This window comes from Ensifer sp. ENS11 (assembly GCF_014851895.1).
GTDB lineage: Bacteria > Pseudomonadota > Alphaproteobacteria > Rhizobiales > Rhizobiaceae > Ensifer > Ensifer canadensis.
Genome location: NZ_JACVAN010000010.1, coordinates 1 through 15,487, shown reverse-complemented (window position 1 = coordinate 15,487; position 15,487 = coordinate 1). Strand labels below are relative to the sequence as shown.

Annotated in this window: 10 protein-coding genes and 2 pseudogenes; 6 read left to right on the top strand and 6 right to left on the bottom strand. The window is 58.5% G+C overall.

Annotation, left to right across the window (positions count from 1 at the left end; all coding sequences use genetic code 11):
* Positions 1-92 precede the first annotated feature (92 nt).
* From IB264_RS19435 to IB264_RS19410, 6 genes and pseudogenes are all read right to left on the bottom strand, one after another.
* Complete coding sequence (locus IB264_RS19435; protein ID WP_057224567.1) at positions 93-3,122, bottom strand: glycoside hydrolase family 38 C-terminal domain-containing protein; 3,030 nt, start codon at positions 3,120-3,122, stop codon at positions 93-95.
* Positions 3,123-3,265: 143 nt separating this feature from the next.
* The gene (locus tag IB264_RS19430) at positions 3,266-4,321 is read right to left on the bottom strand and encodes an ABC transporter ATP-binding protein (RefSeq protein ID WP_025429803.1); all 1,056 of its coding nucleotides are present in this window, start codon (positions 4,319-4,321) and stop codon (positions 3,266-3,268) included.
* A 24-nt stretch (positions 4,322-4,345) separates the two neighbouring features.
* Positions 4,346-4,474: pseudogene (locus IB264_RS19425) on the bottom strand (sugar phosphate isomerase/epimerase); the annotation flags it as partial.
* Between the two features lie 363 nt (positions 4,475-4,837).
* A complete protein-coding gene (locus IB264_RS19420) occupies positions 4,838-5,680 on the bottom strand; it encodes a carbohydrate ABC transporter permease (RefSeq protein ID WP_025429801.1) in 843 nt (280 codons plus the stop codon).
* The gene (locus tag IB264_RS19415) at positions 5,677-6,609 is read right to left on the bottom strand and encodes a carbohydrate ABC transporter permease (RefSeq protein ID WP_025429800.1); all 933 of its coding nucleotides are present in this window, start codon (positions 6,607-6,609) and stop codon (positions 5,677-5,679) included. The genes IB264_RS19420 and IB264_RS19415 overlap by 4 nt, the downstream gene beginning before the upstream one ends.
* 67 nt (positions 6,610-6,676) lie before the next feature.
* Entirely contained in the window at positions 6,677-7,975 is a 1,299-nt protein-coding gene (locus tag IB264_RS19410; protein ID WP_057224569.1) for an extracellular solute-binding protein, read from the bottom strand.
* Positions 7,976-8,419: 444 nt separating this feature from the next.
* Between IB264_RS19410 and IB264_RS19405 the strand changes: the two genes are divergently transcribed.
* From IB264_RS19405 to IB264_RS19385, 6 genes and pseudogenes are all read left to right on the top strand, one after another.
* Positions 8,420-9,445, top strand: coding sequence for a LacI family transcriptional regulator (locus tag IB264_RS19405; protein ID WP_025429798.1), 1,026 nt, complete (start codon positions 8,420-8,422; stop codon positions 9,443-9,445).
* A 15-nt stretch (positions 9,446-9,460) separates the two neighbouring features.
* Positions 9,461-10,711: an AGE family epimerase/isomerase gene (locus IB264_RS19400; RefSeq protein WP_057224571.1), complete on the top strand. Its 1,251-nt coding sequence runs from the start codon at positions 9,461-9,463 to the stop codon at positions 10,709-10,711.
* A gap of 274 nt (positions 10,712-10,985) precedes the next feature.
* Positions 10,986-13,010, top strand: coding sequence for a DUF5054 domain-containing protein (locus IB264_RS34685; RefSeq protein WP_192433931.1), 2,025 nt, complete (start codon positions 10,986-10,988; stop codon positions 13,008-13,010).
* Between the two features lie 265 nt (positions 13,011-13,275).
* Positions 13,276-13,623: a DUF3088 domain-containing protein gene (locus IB264_RS19390; RefSeq protein ID WP_081788988.1), complete on the top strand. Its 348-nt coding sequence runs from the start codon at positions 13,276-13,278 to the stop codon at positions 13,621-13,623.
* A gap of 126 nt (positions 13,624-13,749) precedes the next feature.
* A pseudogene (locus tag IB264_RS35620) lies at positions 13,750-13,950 on the top strand (hypothetical protein); the annotation flags it as partial.
* Positions 13,951-14,907: 957 nt separating this feature from the next.
* A partial coding sequence (locus IB264_RS19385) for a transposase (protein WP_210335644.1) occupies positions 14,908-15,487 on the top strand: 580 nt, incomplete at its 3' end.

Below are 15,487 nucleotides of genomic sequence, written 5' to 3'. Positions count from 1 at the left end.
GGCACTGAACCAAGCTTCCTGCTGGCGGGCGAAGACCTTCCGCCCGAAACGCGTATCGTCGTTCGCCCTCTAGGGCCGTAGGGCACTTTCGATCAGTGTTGCAGCAGCTTCCAGGTGCGAATTTCAAACGGCATGATCTCTGCCTGACCTTGTCTTTGCATCGGCTCTTCGAGAATGTTCAAAGCACCTGAAGGCTTCCAGCCATGAGGTAGCTTGAGAGCAAGATCGCCGCGACGTCCGGCAGGCTCGTAGAGACGCAGAACCAGGCCGTCACCTTCTTCCGCGCGTTTCAGGCCAGAAAGGGCGACCGGCACACCTTCAACCACAAGCGGCTGGACGGCGCCGGCGGCGAGCCCCTTTGCCTCGGCGCTGACGAGCGGTTGATTGAGATCGATCGCCTCGCCGAGAACGCCGCCGTCGTGCCACGTGCCTTCATGCGGCATCAACGCGTAGGTGAAGCCTTGCTCCCCCTCGTCGGCTAGCGGGTCGGGATAGACAGGCGCGCGCACCAGGCTCATGCCAATCACGTTGCCACGCGCACTGTGGCCGTATTTCGCATTGTTGAGAAGGGCGACGCCGAAACCCGGTTCGCTGATATCGACGAAACGATGCGCCACTGCCTCAAACATGGCCTGATCCCAGGATGTGTTTGTGTGGGTCGCGCGCTCGATCGCTCCAAATGCACATTCGAACGTGGCGGTGCGGGATTGCACAGCAACCGGATTGAGGGTGCGCAGCAGCGTGCGGCGGTCATGCCAGTCGATCTTCGTCTCGATGTCGAGACGCCTCGAATTGGCGGTCAGCACATAGGTCTGCGTGACGCTCGAATCCCGGTAGCGATAGGCCACGCGGATAGACGCGCGGTGCGGCCCGCTTTCGACGAGCGTTATACTCTCAGGTCTCTCCAGACGAATGCCCTTCTCGGCATAGTCAGCTTCAATATCCCAGGCGTCCCAGTTGCGCGGCTTGTCGGCTGGATACACCCAGAGCTGATTTGCGGAGCCGTCAAGCGCTTCGCGGCCGGTCGCTTTGTGAACCAGACTGGACACTGCGCCATCCTTGCCGATCGTGACGGACAGATGGGCGTTCTCAAGTGTGTTCGCGCTCGCCTTCAACTCGCTTGCGGGCCGCAGTGCGGCGCGGTCGAAAACCGCAACCGAAAGCGGCGCGACCATGTCGCCCGTCGAGAGCACCGTGCCATCCGTCAATCTGACGTTTAACGACCGGGCACTAAGGGACGGGTTTGCGGCTACCACGGCATTGGCAATGGTCCCGCTCGGAAGCTTCGAGATCAACACTGCCATGGCTTTGTCCTGTTCGGACTTGGCGTTCTCGATCACGCCCCCAAGCTCCCGCTCGGCATCGACATAGACCTCGCGGATGCTGGACCCCGGCAGGATGTCGTGGAATTCGTTCTTCAGAACGAAACGCCAGTCCTTCTCAAGGCTCCGTGGCGCCTCGCCGCCGATCAGATTTGCCAGGGATGCCAGCGTCTCGGCAGTGATCAATGCGCGCTCTGCCTGGCGATGCATCCGCTTGACACCGCTCTGCGTGGTCAGTGTCGCGCGGTGCAACTCGAGATAGATTTCACCGTCCCATACGGGCAGGTCCTTTTTTGAAGCCGTCTCATGGGCTTTCTCGTAAAATGCCTTTACGGTGCCCCAGCGCGCTTGCGGGATTGCTGGAAAATCGCGCAGCTGCACCTCGCGCTCCACCATCTCGGGCGTTACGCCGCCACCGCCATCACCGTATCCGACCGCAAGCAAAGATGTGTCGTGCTGCGTCTTACCCCGGAAATTCTTCCAGGTTGGTACGAAACAATCCGGCTGCACGAAGCCGTTGTAGCCATGCATCGGATTGTCGAATGTATGGGTCAGGAGCTTGCTGCCGTCGAGACCCTTCCACCAGAAGAGATCCGAGGGAAAGCGGTTCGTCTCGCTCCAATTCACCTTGATGGTGAAGAAGCTGTCGATCCCGCCGAGACGAAGGATCTGCGGAAGAGCCCCCGAAAAGCCGAAGCAATCCGGCAACCAGCAAACCGTATGGCGCGTGCCGAACATCCTCTCGAAGTAGCGCTGGCCGTAAAGCACCTGGCGGGCGAGGCTCTCACCGGTCGGCATGTTGGTGTCTGGCTCGACCCACATGCCGCCGACGGTTTCCCACTTGCCCTCTTCAACCTGCCTCTTGATGCGCTCCAGAAGCTCCGGATCGTCTTCCTCCATCTGCGCGTAGTAGTGCGCGGTGGATTGATTGAAACGAAAGTCCTCCGAACGCTCCATCAGGGACAGCGCAGTATTGAAGGTACGGCGCATCTTTCGGCATGTCTCGTCGTAGGGCCAAAGCCAGGCGAGATCGATATGCGCATGTCCCGTCAGCATCAGCTCGCCATTCGGCGGGTAGCGCTTCTGCAGTTCCTTCAGCCGCGTCGTCAACGCTTCGAAGGCCGCGCCGGCCGATGCGCTCTGCTCGCTTGCCAGGCCGGCGGGGCGGGCCTCAAGCTCCGGCAGTTGCCATATTTTCTGCTGATACTCCGCTCCCGAAGTACGGGAAACGTAGGCCGCGGTGGCGGAGGGCCAGTCGAGGCTTCGAAGCGCCTGTTCGGACGCATGCATGAGATGCGGGATCACTTCGTGTTCGCCTAGAACGTCGATTGCCTCTGCGATTTGACGCAAGAGAAGGTGCAGGCGGTGCACCGAAGGATCCAACCACGCGAGCCTCGCACGGTTGAGCTTCGGATGTCGATTGGGCTCGCCGAAGGGGAAGCGCGCGACGCTGTCGGTCGTGATCGACAGCTCGCGGTCTTTTACCTCGAACTCCTGGTGATAGGGATCGAGGCCGAAGGTCTCGGTTTGACCGCCGGGATAAGAAAGCGTGATCAGGCTTTCGCCGCCGAGGTCGAGCTGCAAACGGATATCCTCGAGTGGCCACTCCTTCGGCGCCTGTGCAATCGCTGCAAAATGCACGATGCCCTCACGGTGGGGCCAATCTTCGTGATGCGCGATGGGTTTGCCCTCGAAGGTCCAGCCGTCGATTTCGATCGTGTCTCGGTTGCGCCAATGGGCAAGTTCGGCTGTACGAACCTTGAGGCGATCGAGGCGCTGGGAAAGTGTCAGATGCTGCATGGCGCGTATCCTGTCTTCGTATATTTACGCCGTTGACGTGTCCCTTAGGGGTCATGGCGATCAAGGGTGAGGCATTGGTTTGAGCCATCGGAGAAGCCACCGGCGGCCAAGACGAGATCCCGGGTCTCGCCGCATTGGCAACGTTAGTGGCCGTTCGTCGGCACGATCCGGTCCCCGTTTCCGTCAAAAAAATGGATAGAAGAGATGATCGGCGACACGCGTAGCTTATCCCCGGGCTTCAGGCTGATCCTGTCGCGGAACACACAGGAAAGCGTCTGCTCGCCGAGGCGCGCAATGACGAGTGTTTCGGAGCCAGTTGGCTCCAATACAACGATATCGATTTCGATGCCTTGAGGATCCAGACGGAGGTGTTCGGGCCGTATTCCGTAAGTGACTGCATTTGCAGGCTTGAAGTCGGCAGGAAGGACGGTTCCCTGCTCTGTCCGAAAACCCTCCGGTGTCATGCTGCCCTTGATGAAATTCATCGCGGGAGAACCGATGAAGCCGGCAACGAAGAGGTTGTTCGGCCGGTCATAAAGATCAAGCGGCGATCCCGACTGTTCGATACGGCCGTCACGCATGACAACGATCTTGTCTGCCATGGTCATTGCTTCGATCTGGTCGTGGGTCACGTAGATCGTCGTCGTTTTCAGCCGCTGATGCAGTTCCTTGATTTCGGAGCGCATCTGCACGCGCAGCTTCGCATCGAGATTGGAAAGGGGTTCGTCAAACAGGAAAACAGCCGGATCGCGCACGATTGCCCTGCCCATCGCGACACGCTGGCGCTGTCCGCCGGAGAGCTGCTTCGGATAACGCTCCAGGAGGCTTTCGAGACCAAGAATCCGAGCCGCCCTGTCGATCCGCGCAGCGATATCGGGCTTCGGCATACGCTTCAGCCGCAGCGAAAACCCCATATTCTGGGCGACCGTCATATGCGGATAGAGCGCATAGTTCTGAAAAACCATGGCAATGTCACGGTCCTTGGGGGCAAGTTCGTTGACCACGTGCTTGCCGATCCGGATCTCGCCCCCGGTGATGCCCTCAAGTCCGGCGATCATCCTCAAAAGGGTGGATTTGCCACAACCGGAAGGGCCTACCAAAATGACAAACTCGCCGTCGCTGATATCGACAGACACCCCCTTGATCACCTTGAAGGCGCCGTAGTCCTTGCGCGCATCGCTAACCGACACATTCGCCATCGTTGTTCTCCCTATTTACCGGTGTCAGATTGTGCTTAGAACGTCGCGCAGATAGGCAAGGCCAAGCCGTTCGCCCTCTTTGCGTGCGTCGAGGTCCTTGCCGGGCCATCTATAGGCCGCGTCCTCGTGTTCGATCGAAAGCGTGCCAGAAAAATCAGCCACCTCCTCGAAGGGCCGGTCGTCGAAGGTCGATGTGTAAAATCCAACTTTCATATCAGTTCCTCCTCAAACCGATCGATTGCTGCTTCAGGCACCTAGCCTGTCCATGAACTTGAGCGGTGACCGGGTACGTGTTCGGGATCGGCGGGTGCGAGCATCAGGGCGGCGGACATCGGCATGACGGCGCCTCCGCGTGACGGCTTCGGCGACATAGACGCTCATCTGCCTCAGCCCGCGTGATACATGGACCCTGCCGGTCGAAAGATCTGCGAATTCACTGTTGCCGCGTGCGTGCCGCGTCATCGGACCCTCGTCGCGTTTTTCCATGCTGACCTCGAAGACATTTGCGAACTCATGTCAGCCTTTTACGGCACCGCTCGTCATTGCGCTTAGAATGAGCCGCTGCAGGGATAGGAAGGCAGCAATCGCAGGCACGACCGAGATCAGGCAAGCAGCCGCAAGCAATTGCACCGATGAATCCGTCTGCATCCCCCTGAAATTGAAGATGCCGACACCAATCGGCATCAGGTTGTTGTGCGTCAGGAGGAGAAAGGGAACAAGGAACTGCGACCAGCCGGCGATCACGGTAATGATGAACACCGACGCGATGCCAGGCGCCGACAGAGGCAGCACGATCCGCCAAAACACCGAGAAGCGGTTGCAGCCGTCGATCATCGCGGCCTCGTCGAGACTGCGTGGGATGCCGTCCACGGTGCCTTTCAGAAGCCAGGTCGCCAATGGCACGCCGAGCGCCACATAGACCATGACCACCGAGAAATGCGTGTCGAGCAGGCCGAGGCGGTTCATGTAGCGGTACAAGGGAACCATGATGACAAGCGGCGAAATCATCTGGAAGAGCAGCAGCCCCATCATCGACAGTCCCTTGCCGCGAAAGTGAAAGCGGGAGAAGGCATAAGCCGCCGGCAGAGCCACGATGAGCACTCCTACGCCGCTGAGTGCCGCGAGCTTCAGACCGTTCCAAAGATAAAGCGGAAAGTAGCCGTTGGTCAGTACAGTTATGAAATTGTCGAAAGTCGGGTTGTCCGGGATGTAGCGCGCCACGCCGCGATAGATCTCCCGCCGGTCGCGCATCGCCAGCGACAGAAGATAGGACAGCGGGCCTGCGAAAAAAACGAACATCACGATCATGAAGAGGTAGCTGAGCAGGTCTCCAAACCGGCTTCCGGTTCTGGCACTCATTGTTCTTCCTCCTTGGGCAGAAACGAGGCGTAGACGAAGGCGAGACCGAGGCTGATCAGCAGCATCAAGACCGACAAGACGCTGCCGCCCGAGAGATCGTAATTCCTGAAAACAATGTTGAAGACGTAGAGCGAGATCACCTCGGTCGCCCGTCCAGGTCCGCCGCCGGTCAGCGTGATGATGGCGTCGAATGTGTTGAGCGTCATGATGGTGATAAGGATCATGTTGACGAGGATCGCCGCGCGCAGCTGCGGCAGGGTGACGAAGGCGAACTGCTGCGAGGACGTCGCACCGTCCACTTCGGCGGCTTCGTAGAGCGACGGATCGATGGCCTTCAACGCCGCATACATCACCACCATGGAAAAGGCCGTTCCGCGCCAGATATTGGATATCAGAGCCGACCAGGGCGCGATCGAAGGGTCGGAAAGCCAGGCGACGGTTGGCATGTGCATCAGGCGCAGGATGCTGTTGAGCGCCCCGTAAGGCGCTTCGGAAAATAGCATCTGCCAGATGATGCCACCGGCGATGCCCGGTACGACCCAGGCGACGAGCGCCGTCGTGCGCAAGATGGTCGTGCCGAACAGACCACGCTCTTCGCCACGGATCACGACGACGGCCACGGCAAGCCCGAGTATCTGCTGGCCGACGACGCTGCCGCCGACGAAGATAAGGGTGGCCCAGAGAATACCGGGCAGCTGTGGAGAGGTCAGCGCGTTGGTTATCGATCCGAACGTGTATTGCTGATTGTCACCGATCAGCGTGGCGTTTGTGAAAGACAGGCGGAAGACGTCGAAAACGGGATAGAGATAGAAGATCCCGATGACGATGATGGTAGGCAGCATCCACGGCAACGGCGCGCCTGCGAAACTGCGCATGAACGATCTGCGGCGATGAGGCGAACTTGCGGCCTCCATTGCGATTGTGCTCATAAGGCTTCTCTATCCGGATTTTGATGGTCATTGGCGGCGCCCTTCGGCGCCGCCGCGATCTCGAGGGTTAGAGACGCTTGTAAGCCTCCATGGTCGCATCGAAGGCGGCATTCAGCGCCTCTTCGGGCTGTTTGGTGCCTGACAGAACGTCGCCCATCATGATCTGGATCTGATTGGAGATTTCCGGATAGATCGGAGCACCGGGACGCGCCTGACCGTCGGCGAGCGCGTTGGCGAAGACCTTGTTGGCGTCTGTCGCAAAGACTGGATACTTGTCGAAGAGCGACTTGCGTGTCGGCAGCTGCTGCTGCAGAGCGTTCGCCGGACCCATGTAGACTTCCCGGGCGAGGTTGGCGCACATCTCAACCTTCTCCTTGTCCTTGCTGAACGAGGCGATCGTCCAGCCACCGGTGCCAGTCGAGCGCTGGTCTGCTGTCGGCCCGGGAATCGGCGAGAAGGTCCAGTTGTTGAAATCGTCCTCATCGAGCGTGGACTTCAGCTGGGCATATTGCCAATTGCCGCCGATGAAGAGGGCCGACGTACCCGCTGCAGCAGCAGCATTGAGGTCGTCGTAATTGGCGATTGTGGTCACGCGTTTCGGCGCTGCACCCGTATCGACCAGATCCTTGTAGTAGCGGAGAGCCTTGAGGAATTTTTCCTTGTTGTCGCCTTCACCAAAGACCGGCTTGCCGGTATCATCGACCAGCTTGCCGTCGAGCGCCCAGTAAGTGGCAAGCCAATCGAACGTTGTGCCCTCAAAACGGCCGCCATTGAAGAGCGCGCCCTCCATGCCCTGTTGCACGGACGACAATGCCGCCGTCTTCAGGTCGTCCCAGGTCTGCGGCGCATCGGGAACGATCGACTTGTTGCGATAGAGGACACGCAAGTCGGTATCCCACCACCAGGCGCGGACAGTGCCATCCTTGTCGGTGATGCCGTCGCGGATAAAGGGAAAGAGATCAGCGACTTCGTCCTTGGTGAAGTAGGGCGTGAAGTCGGCGAGCACGTGATTGACCATGAACTGAGATAACACGAAGGAATCGACAGCTGCGCAATCGGGCGCATTGCCGGCCTTTGCCTGCTCGAGCATCTTCGCCTGTTCTGTTCCGATATCGGCGGACATGAACTGCAGTTGCAACTTCCAGTCCGGATGCTTCTGGATGAAGTCGACGAAGATCTTCTGATAGCCCTCAGCTATAGCCAGATCGGCATTGTTCGGGCTGTCACCGGTCAGCCTGACGACAAGCGACTTTGGCGCATTCTCCAGGCCGATCCTGTCTTTTGTCGCCAACTCCTGGGCTGACGCAGTGTGCAATGAGAATAACGCAGTGCTCAGCGCGAGGGCGCTGATAGTAGCTCTGATCATGATGGTCTCCTCCCCATGTTGAACGAATGCAGCCTGGCAGTCTGTTGACCTATCCTCATCTCCATGCTGCGGCGGTTAGGTTCAGTAACTTTGATTTCTAGGCGATCGAAGGCGTGAGTGGCGTCGACGTCGAGCCCGAGCGGCTTTCTGCACAGGCCACGGTATCGCCAATCAGTTCAGCTCCCTTGAAGACGTCGCGCCGGCAGCAAATTGCGAGTTTAGGGTTTGCGATATTGATCACTTCACCGTGATCAAGTGATGGAATTTGTAACGTTACAAATGAGAATGTGTCAACAAGGAATTTTCTGAGGATTTTATATTACATATTTATCAATTGGTTGGAGATTTTTATGGATTGCGATATTGCTTTATATAAGCGATTAAGCGTTAAGTTTGTATCGTTGCAAATTTAGAAAATCGGCAACTTGAAAAGGAAGAAATTGCGTGGCGGACAAGAGCCCGACCCTTCGCACCATCGCGGGTATCTCCGGATTGGCCGTGACGACGGTTTCCCGGGCGATGGCCGATGACCCCCAGATCGCGCGGGATACCCGGGAGGTCGTCCAGAAGATTGCACGGGAAATCGGTTATGCTCCGGACCGCGCCGCACAGCGCCTCAGGACCGGCAAGACCAATGTCATCGCTCTCATGCTCAACCCGCACGACGAAGTGCTGGGATTTGGAACGTCGATCATCAGGGGCATTAATACGGCCTTGCGCGGCACGCCGTATCACCTGGTGATCCTGCCGCAATTCGAGGAGCAGCCCGGGAACGATGAGGTGGACCGCATCGTTCGCAACAGACTGGCCGATGGCGTGATCTTCTCGCGAACCGAGCCTAGCGACCAACGCGTCCGCTATTTACTGGAAAAAGGTTTCCCCTTCATCTCGCACGGCCGGACCGAGTTGGCGACTGCCCATCCCTACGTGGATTTCGACAATTTCGCCTTTGCCCGCAAGGCCGCGCAATCGCTGATCGCTTCCGGCGCGCGGCATATCGGCTTACTGCTGCCGCCCCGGCGCTTCACCTTCGCCAACCATCTTTTGCACGGCTTCATGTCGGTCATCCACGAGACCGGCATGCAGCATGAAATTCTCGAGGGTATTACGCTCGACAGCCCTTCCGATACGATTGTTCGCTGGATGGGCGACCGGCTGTCGGCCAGACCGCCACTGGACGGCCTGATCTGTCCGGGTGAAGTGTCCGGTCTTGCCGCCATGGCCGCCGCCGCCGACTGCGGGCTCGTACCCGGTCGCGACATCCATCTCGCGGTCAAGCAGACGTCGGGTATCTTCGACCTCGTGCGGCCGAAAATGCTGAGCCTCTACGAAAACCTGACCGAGGCCGGCTTCTATCTCGGCGAACGGCTTTTGCGCCGGATCGAGGGTGCACCAGCCGAATCCTGCCAATTTCTGCAACCTTTGCCGGATGATACCGCGCCCCCGAGCTTCCAGCCTGACCGGGCCTGATTCCAGGAGTACTCCATGACGACGACCGCCATTTCAACCGGCCCAACGCTGCCCGACTTCTGGCTCGACCGGGAAGAGCGCCGCGCATGGCTGATTGCCGACGCCAGGCAACAATTCGCTTTCTTCCGAAAAAGCCTCGATCCCAGGGGTGGATTCTTCAATCTGGACAGCCAGGGCAACCCGCTGCAGGATCGCACGCAAGAATTGCACTCGACCACTCGCATGGTGCACTCCTTCGCCCTTGGACGGCATATTGGCACGCCGGGGGCCGATGTGATGATCGAGCAAGGGATGCGTCATCTGCTGAATGTCCATCGGGATCGGGATCATGGCGGTTATGTCTATGCCACGCGGGGCCGCGAGGTGACCGACGGCCGAAAGCTCGCCTACGGCCATGTCTTCGTGCTCCTGGCCGCCGCAAGCGCCCTGACCTGCGGTCATCCCGATGCGAAATATCTGCTGGAGGATGTGACCGATGTTCTGGACCGGTATTTCTGGGAGGAGGAGCCGGGTCTCTTCGCCGACGAATGGAACCGGGACTGGACCCCGTTTTCCACCTATCGCGGCATGAATGCCAATATGCATGCAATCGAAGCGATGCTAACCGCCTTCGAGGCGACGGGCCAGACCTCCTATCTCCGCAAAGCCAGCAGAATCCTTGATTTCTTCATCGAACGGATTGCTCCCCGCGAGGGGTGGCGCCTGCCAGAACACTATACAGCAGACTGGCAGATCGACCGCTTCTACGAAGGCAATCCCATCTTCCGGCCCGCCGGAAGCACACCGGGCCACTCTTTCGAGCTCAGCCGGCTTCTGTTGCAATACTGGGACCTTTCCGGCCGCCCGGACGACGGTTCGCCAGCCAAGGCACGGCGCCTGATGGAACAGGCTTTGCAGGATGCCTGGGACACGGAACGCGGCGGCTTCATATACACCCTTGCCCATGACGGGACCGTTGCTCGCGCGGACCGCTACTGGTGGCCGGTGACCGAAGCGATCGGCGCGGTTGCCGCCTTCATCAAACTGGAGCGGCGGAACGAAGACGAGGAGTGGTACCGGCGCCTGTGGAAGTTCGCAGCAGACCGGCTGATTGATCACCAGAATGGCGGCTGGTTTCCGGAGCTTGATCCCGATAACCGCCCAACGGATAAGCAATTCCGGGGAAAGCCCGACCTCTACCACTCCATCCAGGCGGTGCTCTATCCCTTGACGCCTGGTATCGCACACCCTGCGCGAGGCCTTGCGGCCCTTGGCGGGGAACTTTGATTGCCGAACGGAATGTGTTCGCGCCATGGCAACAGCTGGCAGGCTTCGCCCTCTGGATGTCCTCGGCGCCGAGACGCTTGTTTCAGTTGAAATTGAGGAAACTTTGATCATCGTTCGGCCGAATATGAATGAACCGGGCCACTTATCAGACGTGGTACACGCGCGTCCAAAGGTGGACCAATGCCTGCTTTATGGGGCTAACGGCAACGTTGTTTCAGGCAGCTAGCACGGAACTTTTAACCCACAGACCAAGTTCGAGATCGGAAACTACGTCGTGAAAAGCGTGCATCTCATTTTTAAAACCCACGTTGATTTGGGGTTCACAGATACAGCCGCCCGGGTTGTGGACCGGTATGTTACGCAATATATTCCGAACGCTCTCCAAGCCGCAGCGGAACTGCGGCAGGCCAATGGCATGGAACGTCTCGTGTGGACGTTGCCGGCCTGGATGATTTTCCACGCGCTTGAAGTGAGTGACACGTCCCGCCGACGGGCGCTTGAGGCAGGTATATTAGCTGGCGATCTTGTCTGGCATGCCTTGCCTTTTACCTTCCACAGCGAATTGATGGACGCATCCCTTTTCCGCCATGGATTGACCGTGTCGCGTCGCCTCGATCATCGTTTCGGACGCACGACAATTGCAGCAAAAATGACGGACGTCCCGGGGCATACGAAGGGTATTGTTCCCATCCTCGCAGAAGCAGGGGTAGAATTTCTTCACATCGGCATCAATGAGGCATCAACCATGCCTGACGTCCCACCGGTATTTCGATGGAAGGTCGGCGAGCATGCAGTCACAGTGATTTGTCAGCACGCCTATGGCGAGGATTGCCGTGTTGCGGGGCTCAACGACCTCCTTGGTTTCGGCCACACGAACGACAATCTAGGCCCGCAGTCAGTCGATGAAATCCTGCAAGTATTCAAAGGCGCGCGTAACCGTTTTCCTGACGCGGAGGTTCGTGCCTCGTCACTGGATGACTTCGCCTTGGCATTGCGCAGTGTGCGCGAAGATCTCCCTGTTGTTGAGAACGAGATCGGTGACAGCTGGATCCATGGTGCCGGCAGTGACCCACTTAAAATGGCCCGATATCGAAGTCTTCTGCGTTTGCGTCGGTCTTGGATCGACCAAGACGCCTCTTTGGCGGATGATCCAGCAATCGTCGCCTTTAGCGATCACCTAATGATGGTACCTGAACATACCTGGAGCATGGATCACAAGACCTATCTTCCCGAGTGGGCGTCCTATACGCCGGCGCAGCTCGCCGACGTACGCGGGAAAGGAGCATTCGGCATTGTGGAACAATCATGGGAAGAACAGCGCGCCTATCTTGGCGCAGCCGTCGCAACCCTTGATGAGGCGCGCGCCAAACAGGCAGAGACTGCGTTGGCGGCGGTGATGCCCTCTGTGGCAATTATCGGGGAAGACTGGCGCGCGATCGATCCGGAGAAAGAGATTGCAGCAGGGTGTTTCACCTTGAGGGTTGGTCGCAACGGGCGAATTGCAAGTCTCAAATCGCAAGCTGATGGCCGGGAATGGGCCAGTGCCGAAGGCTTGGTCGACATTCTCTATCAGGGCTTTGGCGAGGACGACTACGACCGGTTCTGGTCGCAGTACATTGCCAATCGGGACCGCCCTGAAATTGTTGCCTGGTCGTCCAAGGACTATCGCAAACCCGGGCTGGCGGCGCATAGGGCAACGGGCGAAGCATGGCGTCCGGCGCTAAAAACCGTTTTGTGTCGAGAGGTTGCGGGCAAAACAGAGGTTCTTGTTAGCCTTGAGATCGCGGATGAAGCGACTGCGATAGGCGCCCCCCGAGACTGGCAATTGCTTTATAGCTTTCCAGCCGACGGGGAGCAGGTCGAGTTGCGGGTGAATTGGCAGGGCAAACTTGCCACTCGCTTGCCGGAAGCCAGTTGGCTGCGGTTCACCCCCACACTCGCCGATTCAAAAGCCTGGGCATTCGATAAGATGGACCAATGGATCTCGCCGTTCGAGGTGGCGAGCGGGGGCGGCTTCCACCTCCACGGTGTTATGTCGGGCGCGCGTTATGCCAGCCATGATGGCATCGTGACGGTTGAGACGCCAGATGCGCCATTGATAGCACCGGGCTATCCTCAGCTTCTCAATTTCCAGCGTCCGGCAAATGGCTTTGAAGGCATCAGCATTAATCTTCACAACAATGTCTGGGGAACGAACTTTCCCGCTTGGTATGATGAGGAAGGCCAGTTCCGGTTCCGTTTGGAGTTCAACCGCGGGAGTGGTGAACTGGAAGGTCGATCACACGCCCGCCGACTTTGAAGACGCCAAGGAGCGAGGCAACCGCGACGGCCCCGGTAAGGCCCATGCCCATCGCCTGCAAAAGCTGGATACCCATCGCCTCAACGCCGAAGGTGACAAACGTGTTCAAGGCGATGGCTGCCACCAGCAGGCCGAAGGTGGGCCACCTTCTCTTGCGCCCTTGGTGAATGGCCGTGGGCGATCGCGCCACCGGTCGCGGGCAGGCCGAACCAGACAATCGGGCAGATAATCAAAGCCATAACACCGGCATAGACGAGTTGAACTGATGGAAAAAGACAGACTGTTTCTGCTTCGACCAGGTTTCGAAGATCCCGCCTATCCGGGCCAGCAATTTTACTGTTGGCATTGTGCCCTCATGGAGGGAGTGCTGGCCTCGTTTCCTGATTTAGCGCGAAAGATTGATGTTGAACGGGTTGCGTGGCCTCGTCCGCGATCGCCCGTCATTGCTCTGGTGGGAGACAAGAACCAGTCCCTGCCGCTGCTTGTGTTGGCGGACGGCGAAGCATCGAAGCATCAAACCGATGTTTTTCAAGGAAGAGCGTTCATTTCCGAAAAGGACAAGATCCTTGCCGCTCTGTCCGAACGGCATGGGTTCCCAGATCCACATCCATAAGCTGGACTCCAGGGTTGATGTCCAAGCATGTGCCGCGATGTTCCCTGCCCCATCGAGCGCGGGGATTTCGGTTGAAGTCGCGGTGCAAAAATCGCTGGAAATCCAATCGTGTCAAGAAACTGTTAAAGGGCCGGGCTGCCCTTCGCGCCGACATCGCTGTTCCTGTCCAGCTTCCTCTTCAACCTGACCATCGCGATGCTCGTCTTCATCGTTTTCGGCGGCGCAAAAGTGTTGCGTATCCAGAAGGCCGCCGCAACCGGCCCCCCTGCCCGATCGTCATCCGGAAGGCGTGGTGTGCAGGCCATCGTCGGCCATGGAGGCACCCCGGATGACACCGCGCTGGCCGGCGACGACGTTGATCAATACTGCAGAAGCCTTGTGGGAAGCCGGAGCCAAGGAGGTTTCCGCCCATATCACCTTGAAGTCAGAGTTGGCTGCATGAGGACCAGAGGCGTGGACGCGCCATCAATCGGCAAGTCGCCAAACTGTCCCCTAAGGGCCAGTTGAAAATCTCGATCGCGGTCTCGCTTCCGCCCATCGCCAAGATCGAGGTCAGCTATCAGTGCGATTTCAACGCCAAGGCCGACAACGAGAACAAGCCGAAGTGAGAAGGCCGCGCCGTGCCTCGACAGGGCGCGGCGCCGTGGACCCACATGGCAAGCGCGCTCCGCATAACGTTTCACGCTCGAGCTCGTCGATGTAGAGGAATTCACGTTCCCGCGAAGTGCAGACAATCGAGCGTGTCAAAGTGCGTGTAACAGCACTGCCTGCAGCGCCTCGAGCTTTTGGTTGTCGGCCAGGTCGCCGACACGAATGTTCTTTTCCCGCTCTTCATCACCAGAAATCCATCCGCAGATGGAATGCGCATGTAGCTGATCTTACCGCCGACATGAGACATGACCGCCTGCCGGCGGCCGCCAAACACCGAGATTGACCACCGTGCCGGCATAACGCGTATTGAGCGCGTCGATCCCTCGGCTAGCGCTTTCCCAGCGCTTCCGCCGCCCGATCGTCGTTGAGCAGCAAATCGGGTTGCCGCTCATGCGACGGTGACGGGTCGTAGAGGGTGACGCCAACTCGGAAAATGGTTAGGCCCGGGGGGTAGTCTCGCCGCACCTCGTTCCATAGTGCGCCCAGGCTTGAGAGGTTAGCCTGATCGTCGTTGACGACGGGAAGGTGGCGTTTCCCCATCCACGAACCATCGCGGATAGATGGGATATTCGGCTTTGCGTTTCAGCGTTGACCATTGTGGATTGCGGTGCTGCGCTTCTGACTGATGGTAAAATGAGGTCATGTCTTTCAACAGCCTCAAACATCAGAGGGAGAAGCGCAGTGAAACACTATTGTGCACTGGATGTATCGGTGAAAGAGACCGCGGTCTGCATTGTTGATGAGACAGGCAAGATTTGCCGGGAGACGAAAGTTGCCACTCACCCTGAGGATTTGATCTCGGTGATCAAGGATTCGAAGTGGCAGATTGAGCGGATCGGTCTTGAAGCCGGACCACTGTCGCAATGGCTTTATGAAGGGCTTGCCAAGGCAGGATTGCCGGTGATCTGCATCGAGACCAGGCATGCCAAGGCATTTTTGAAAGCCCAACCGAATAAGACGGACCGCAACGATGCGCGTGGCATCGCCCAGATGATGCGCGTCAATCTCTATCGGCCTGTGCATGTGAAGACATTGACGAGCCAGAAGCACCGAGCATTGCTGACCGCGCGCAAACTCTTGCAGGAGAAAGCCATCGCCATCGCGAATGACATTCGCGGATTGTTGCGCAACTTCGGTCTGAAAGTCGGATTGGTCGGCAAGATCAAATTCGAGGAGCGGATCAATGAGCTCGTCGAAGACAGGCCTGATCTAC

What these genes read in the sequence shown, in the direction of transcription:
- IB264_RS19435 (WP_057224567.1), bottom strand. Translation starts at nt 3,122, where the DNA reads ATGCAGCATCTGACACTTTCCCAGCGCCTCGATCGCCTCAAGGTTCGT.
- IB264_RS19400 (WP_057224571.1), top strand. Translation starts at nt 9,461, where the DNA reads ATGACGACGACCGCCATTTCAACCGGCCCAACGCTGCCCGACTTCTGG.
- IB264_RS19390 (WP_081788988.1), top strand. Translation starts at nt 13,276, where the DNA reads ATGGAAAAAGACAGACTGTTTCTGCTTCGACCAGGTTTCGAAGATCCC.
- IB264_RS19415 (WP_025429800.1), bottom strand. Translation starts at nt 6,609, where the DNA reads ATGAGCACAATCGCAATGGAGGCCGCAAGTTCGCCTCATCGCCGCAGA.
- IB264_RS19430 (WP_025429803.1), bottom strand. Translation starts at nt 4,321, where the DNA reads ATGGCGAATGTGTCGGTTAGCGATGCGCGCAAGGACTACGGCGCCTTC.
- IB264_RS19420 (WP_025429801.1), bottom strand. Translation starts at nt 5,680, where the DNA reads ATGAGTGCCAGAACCGGAAGCCGGTTTGGAGACCTGCTCAGCTACCTC.
- IB264_RS19410 (WP_057224569.1), bottom strand. Translation starts at nt 7,975, where the DNA reads ATGATCAGAGCTACTATCAGCGCCCTCGCGCTGAGCACTGCGTTATTC.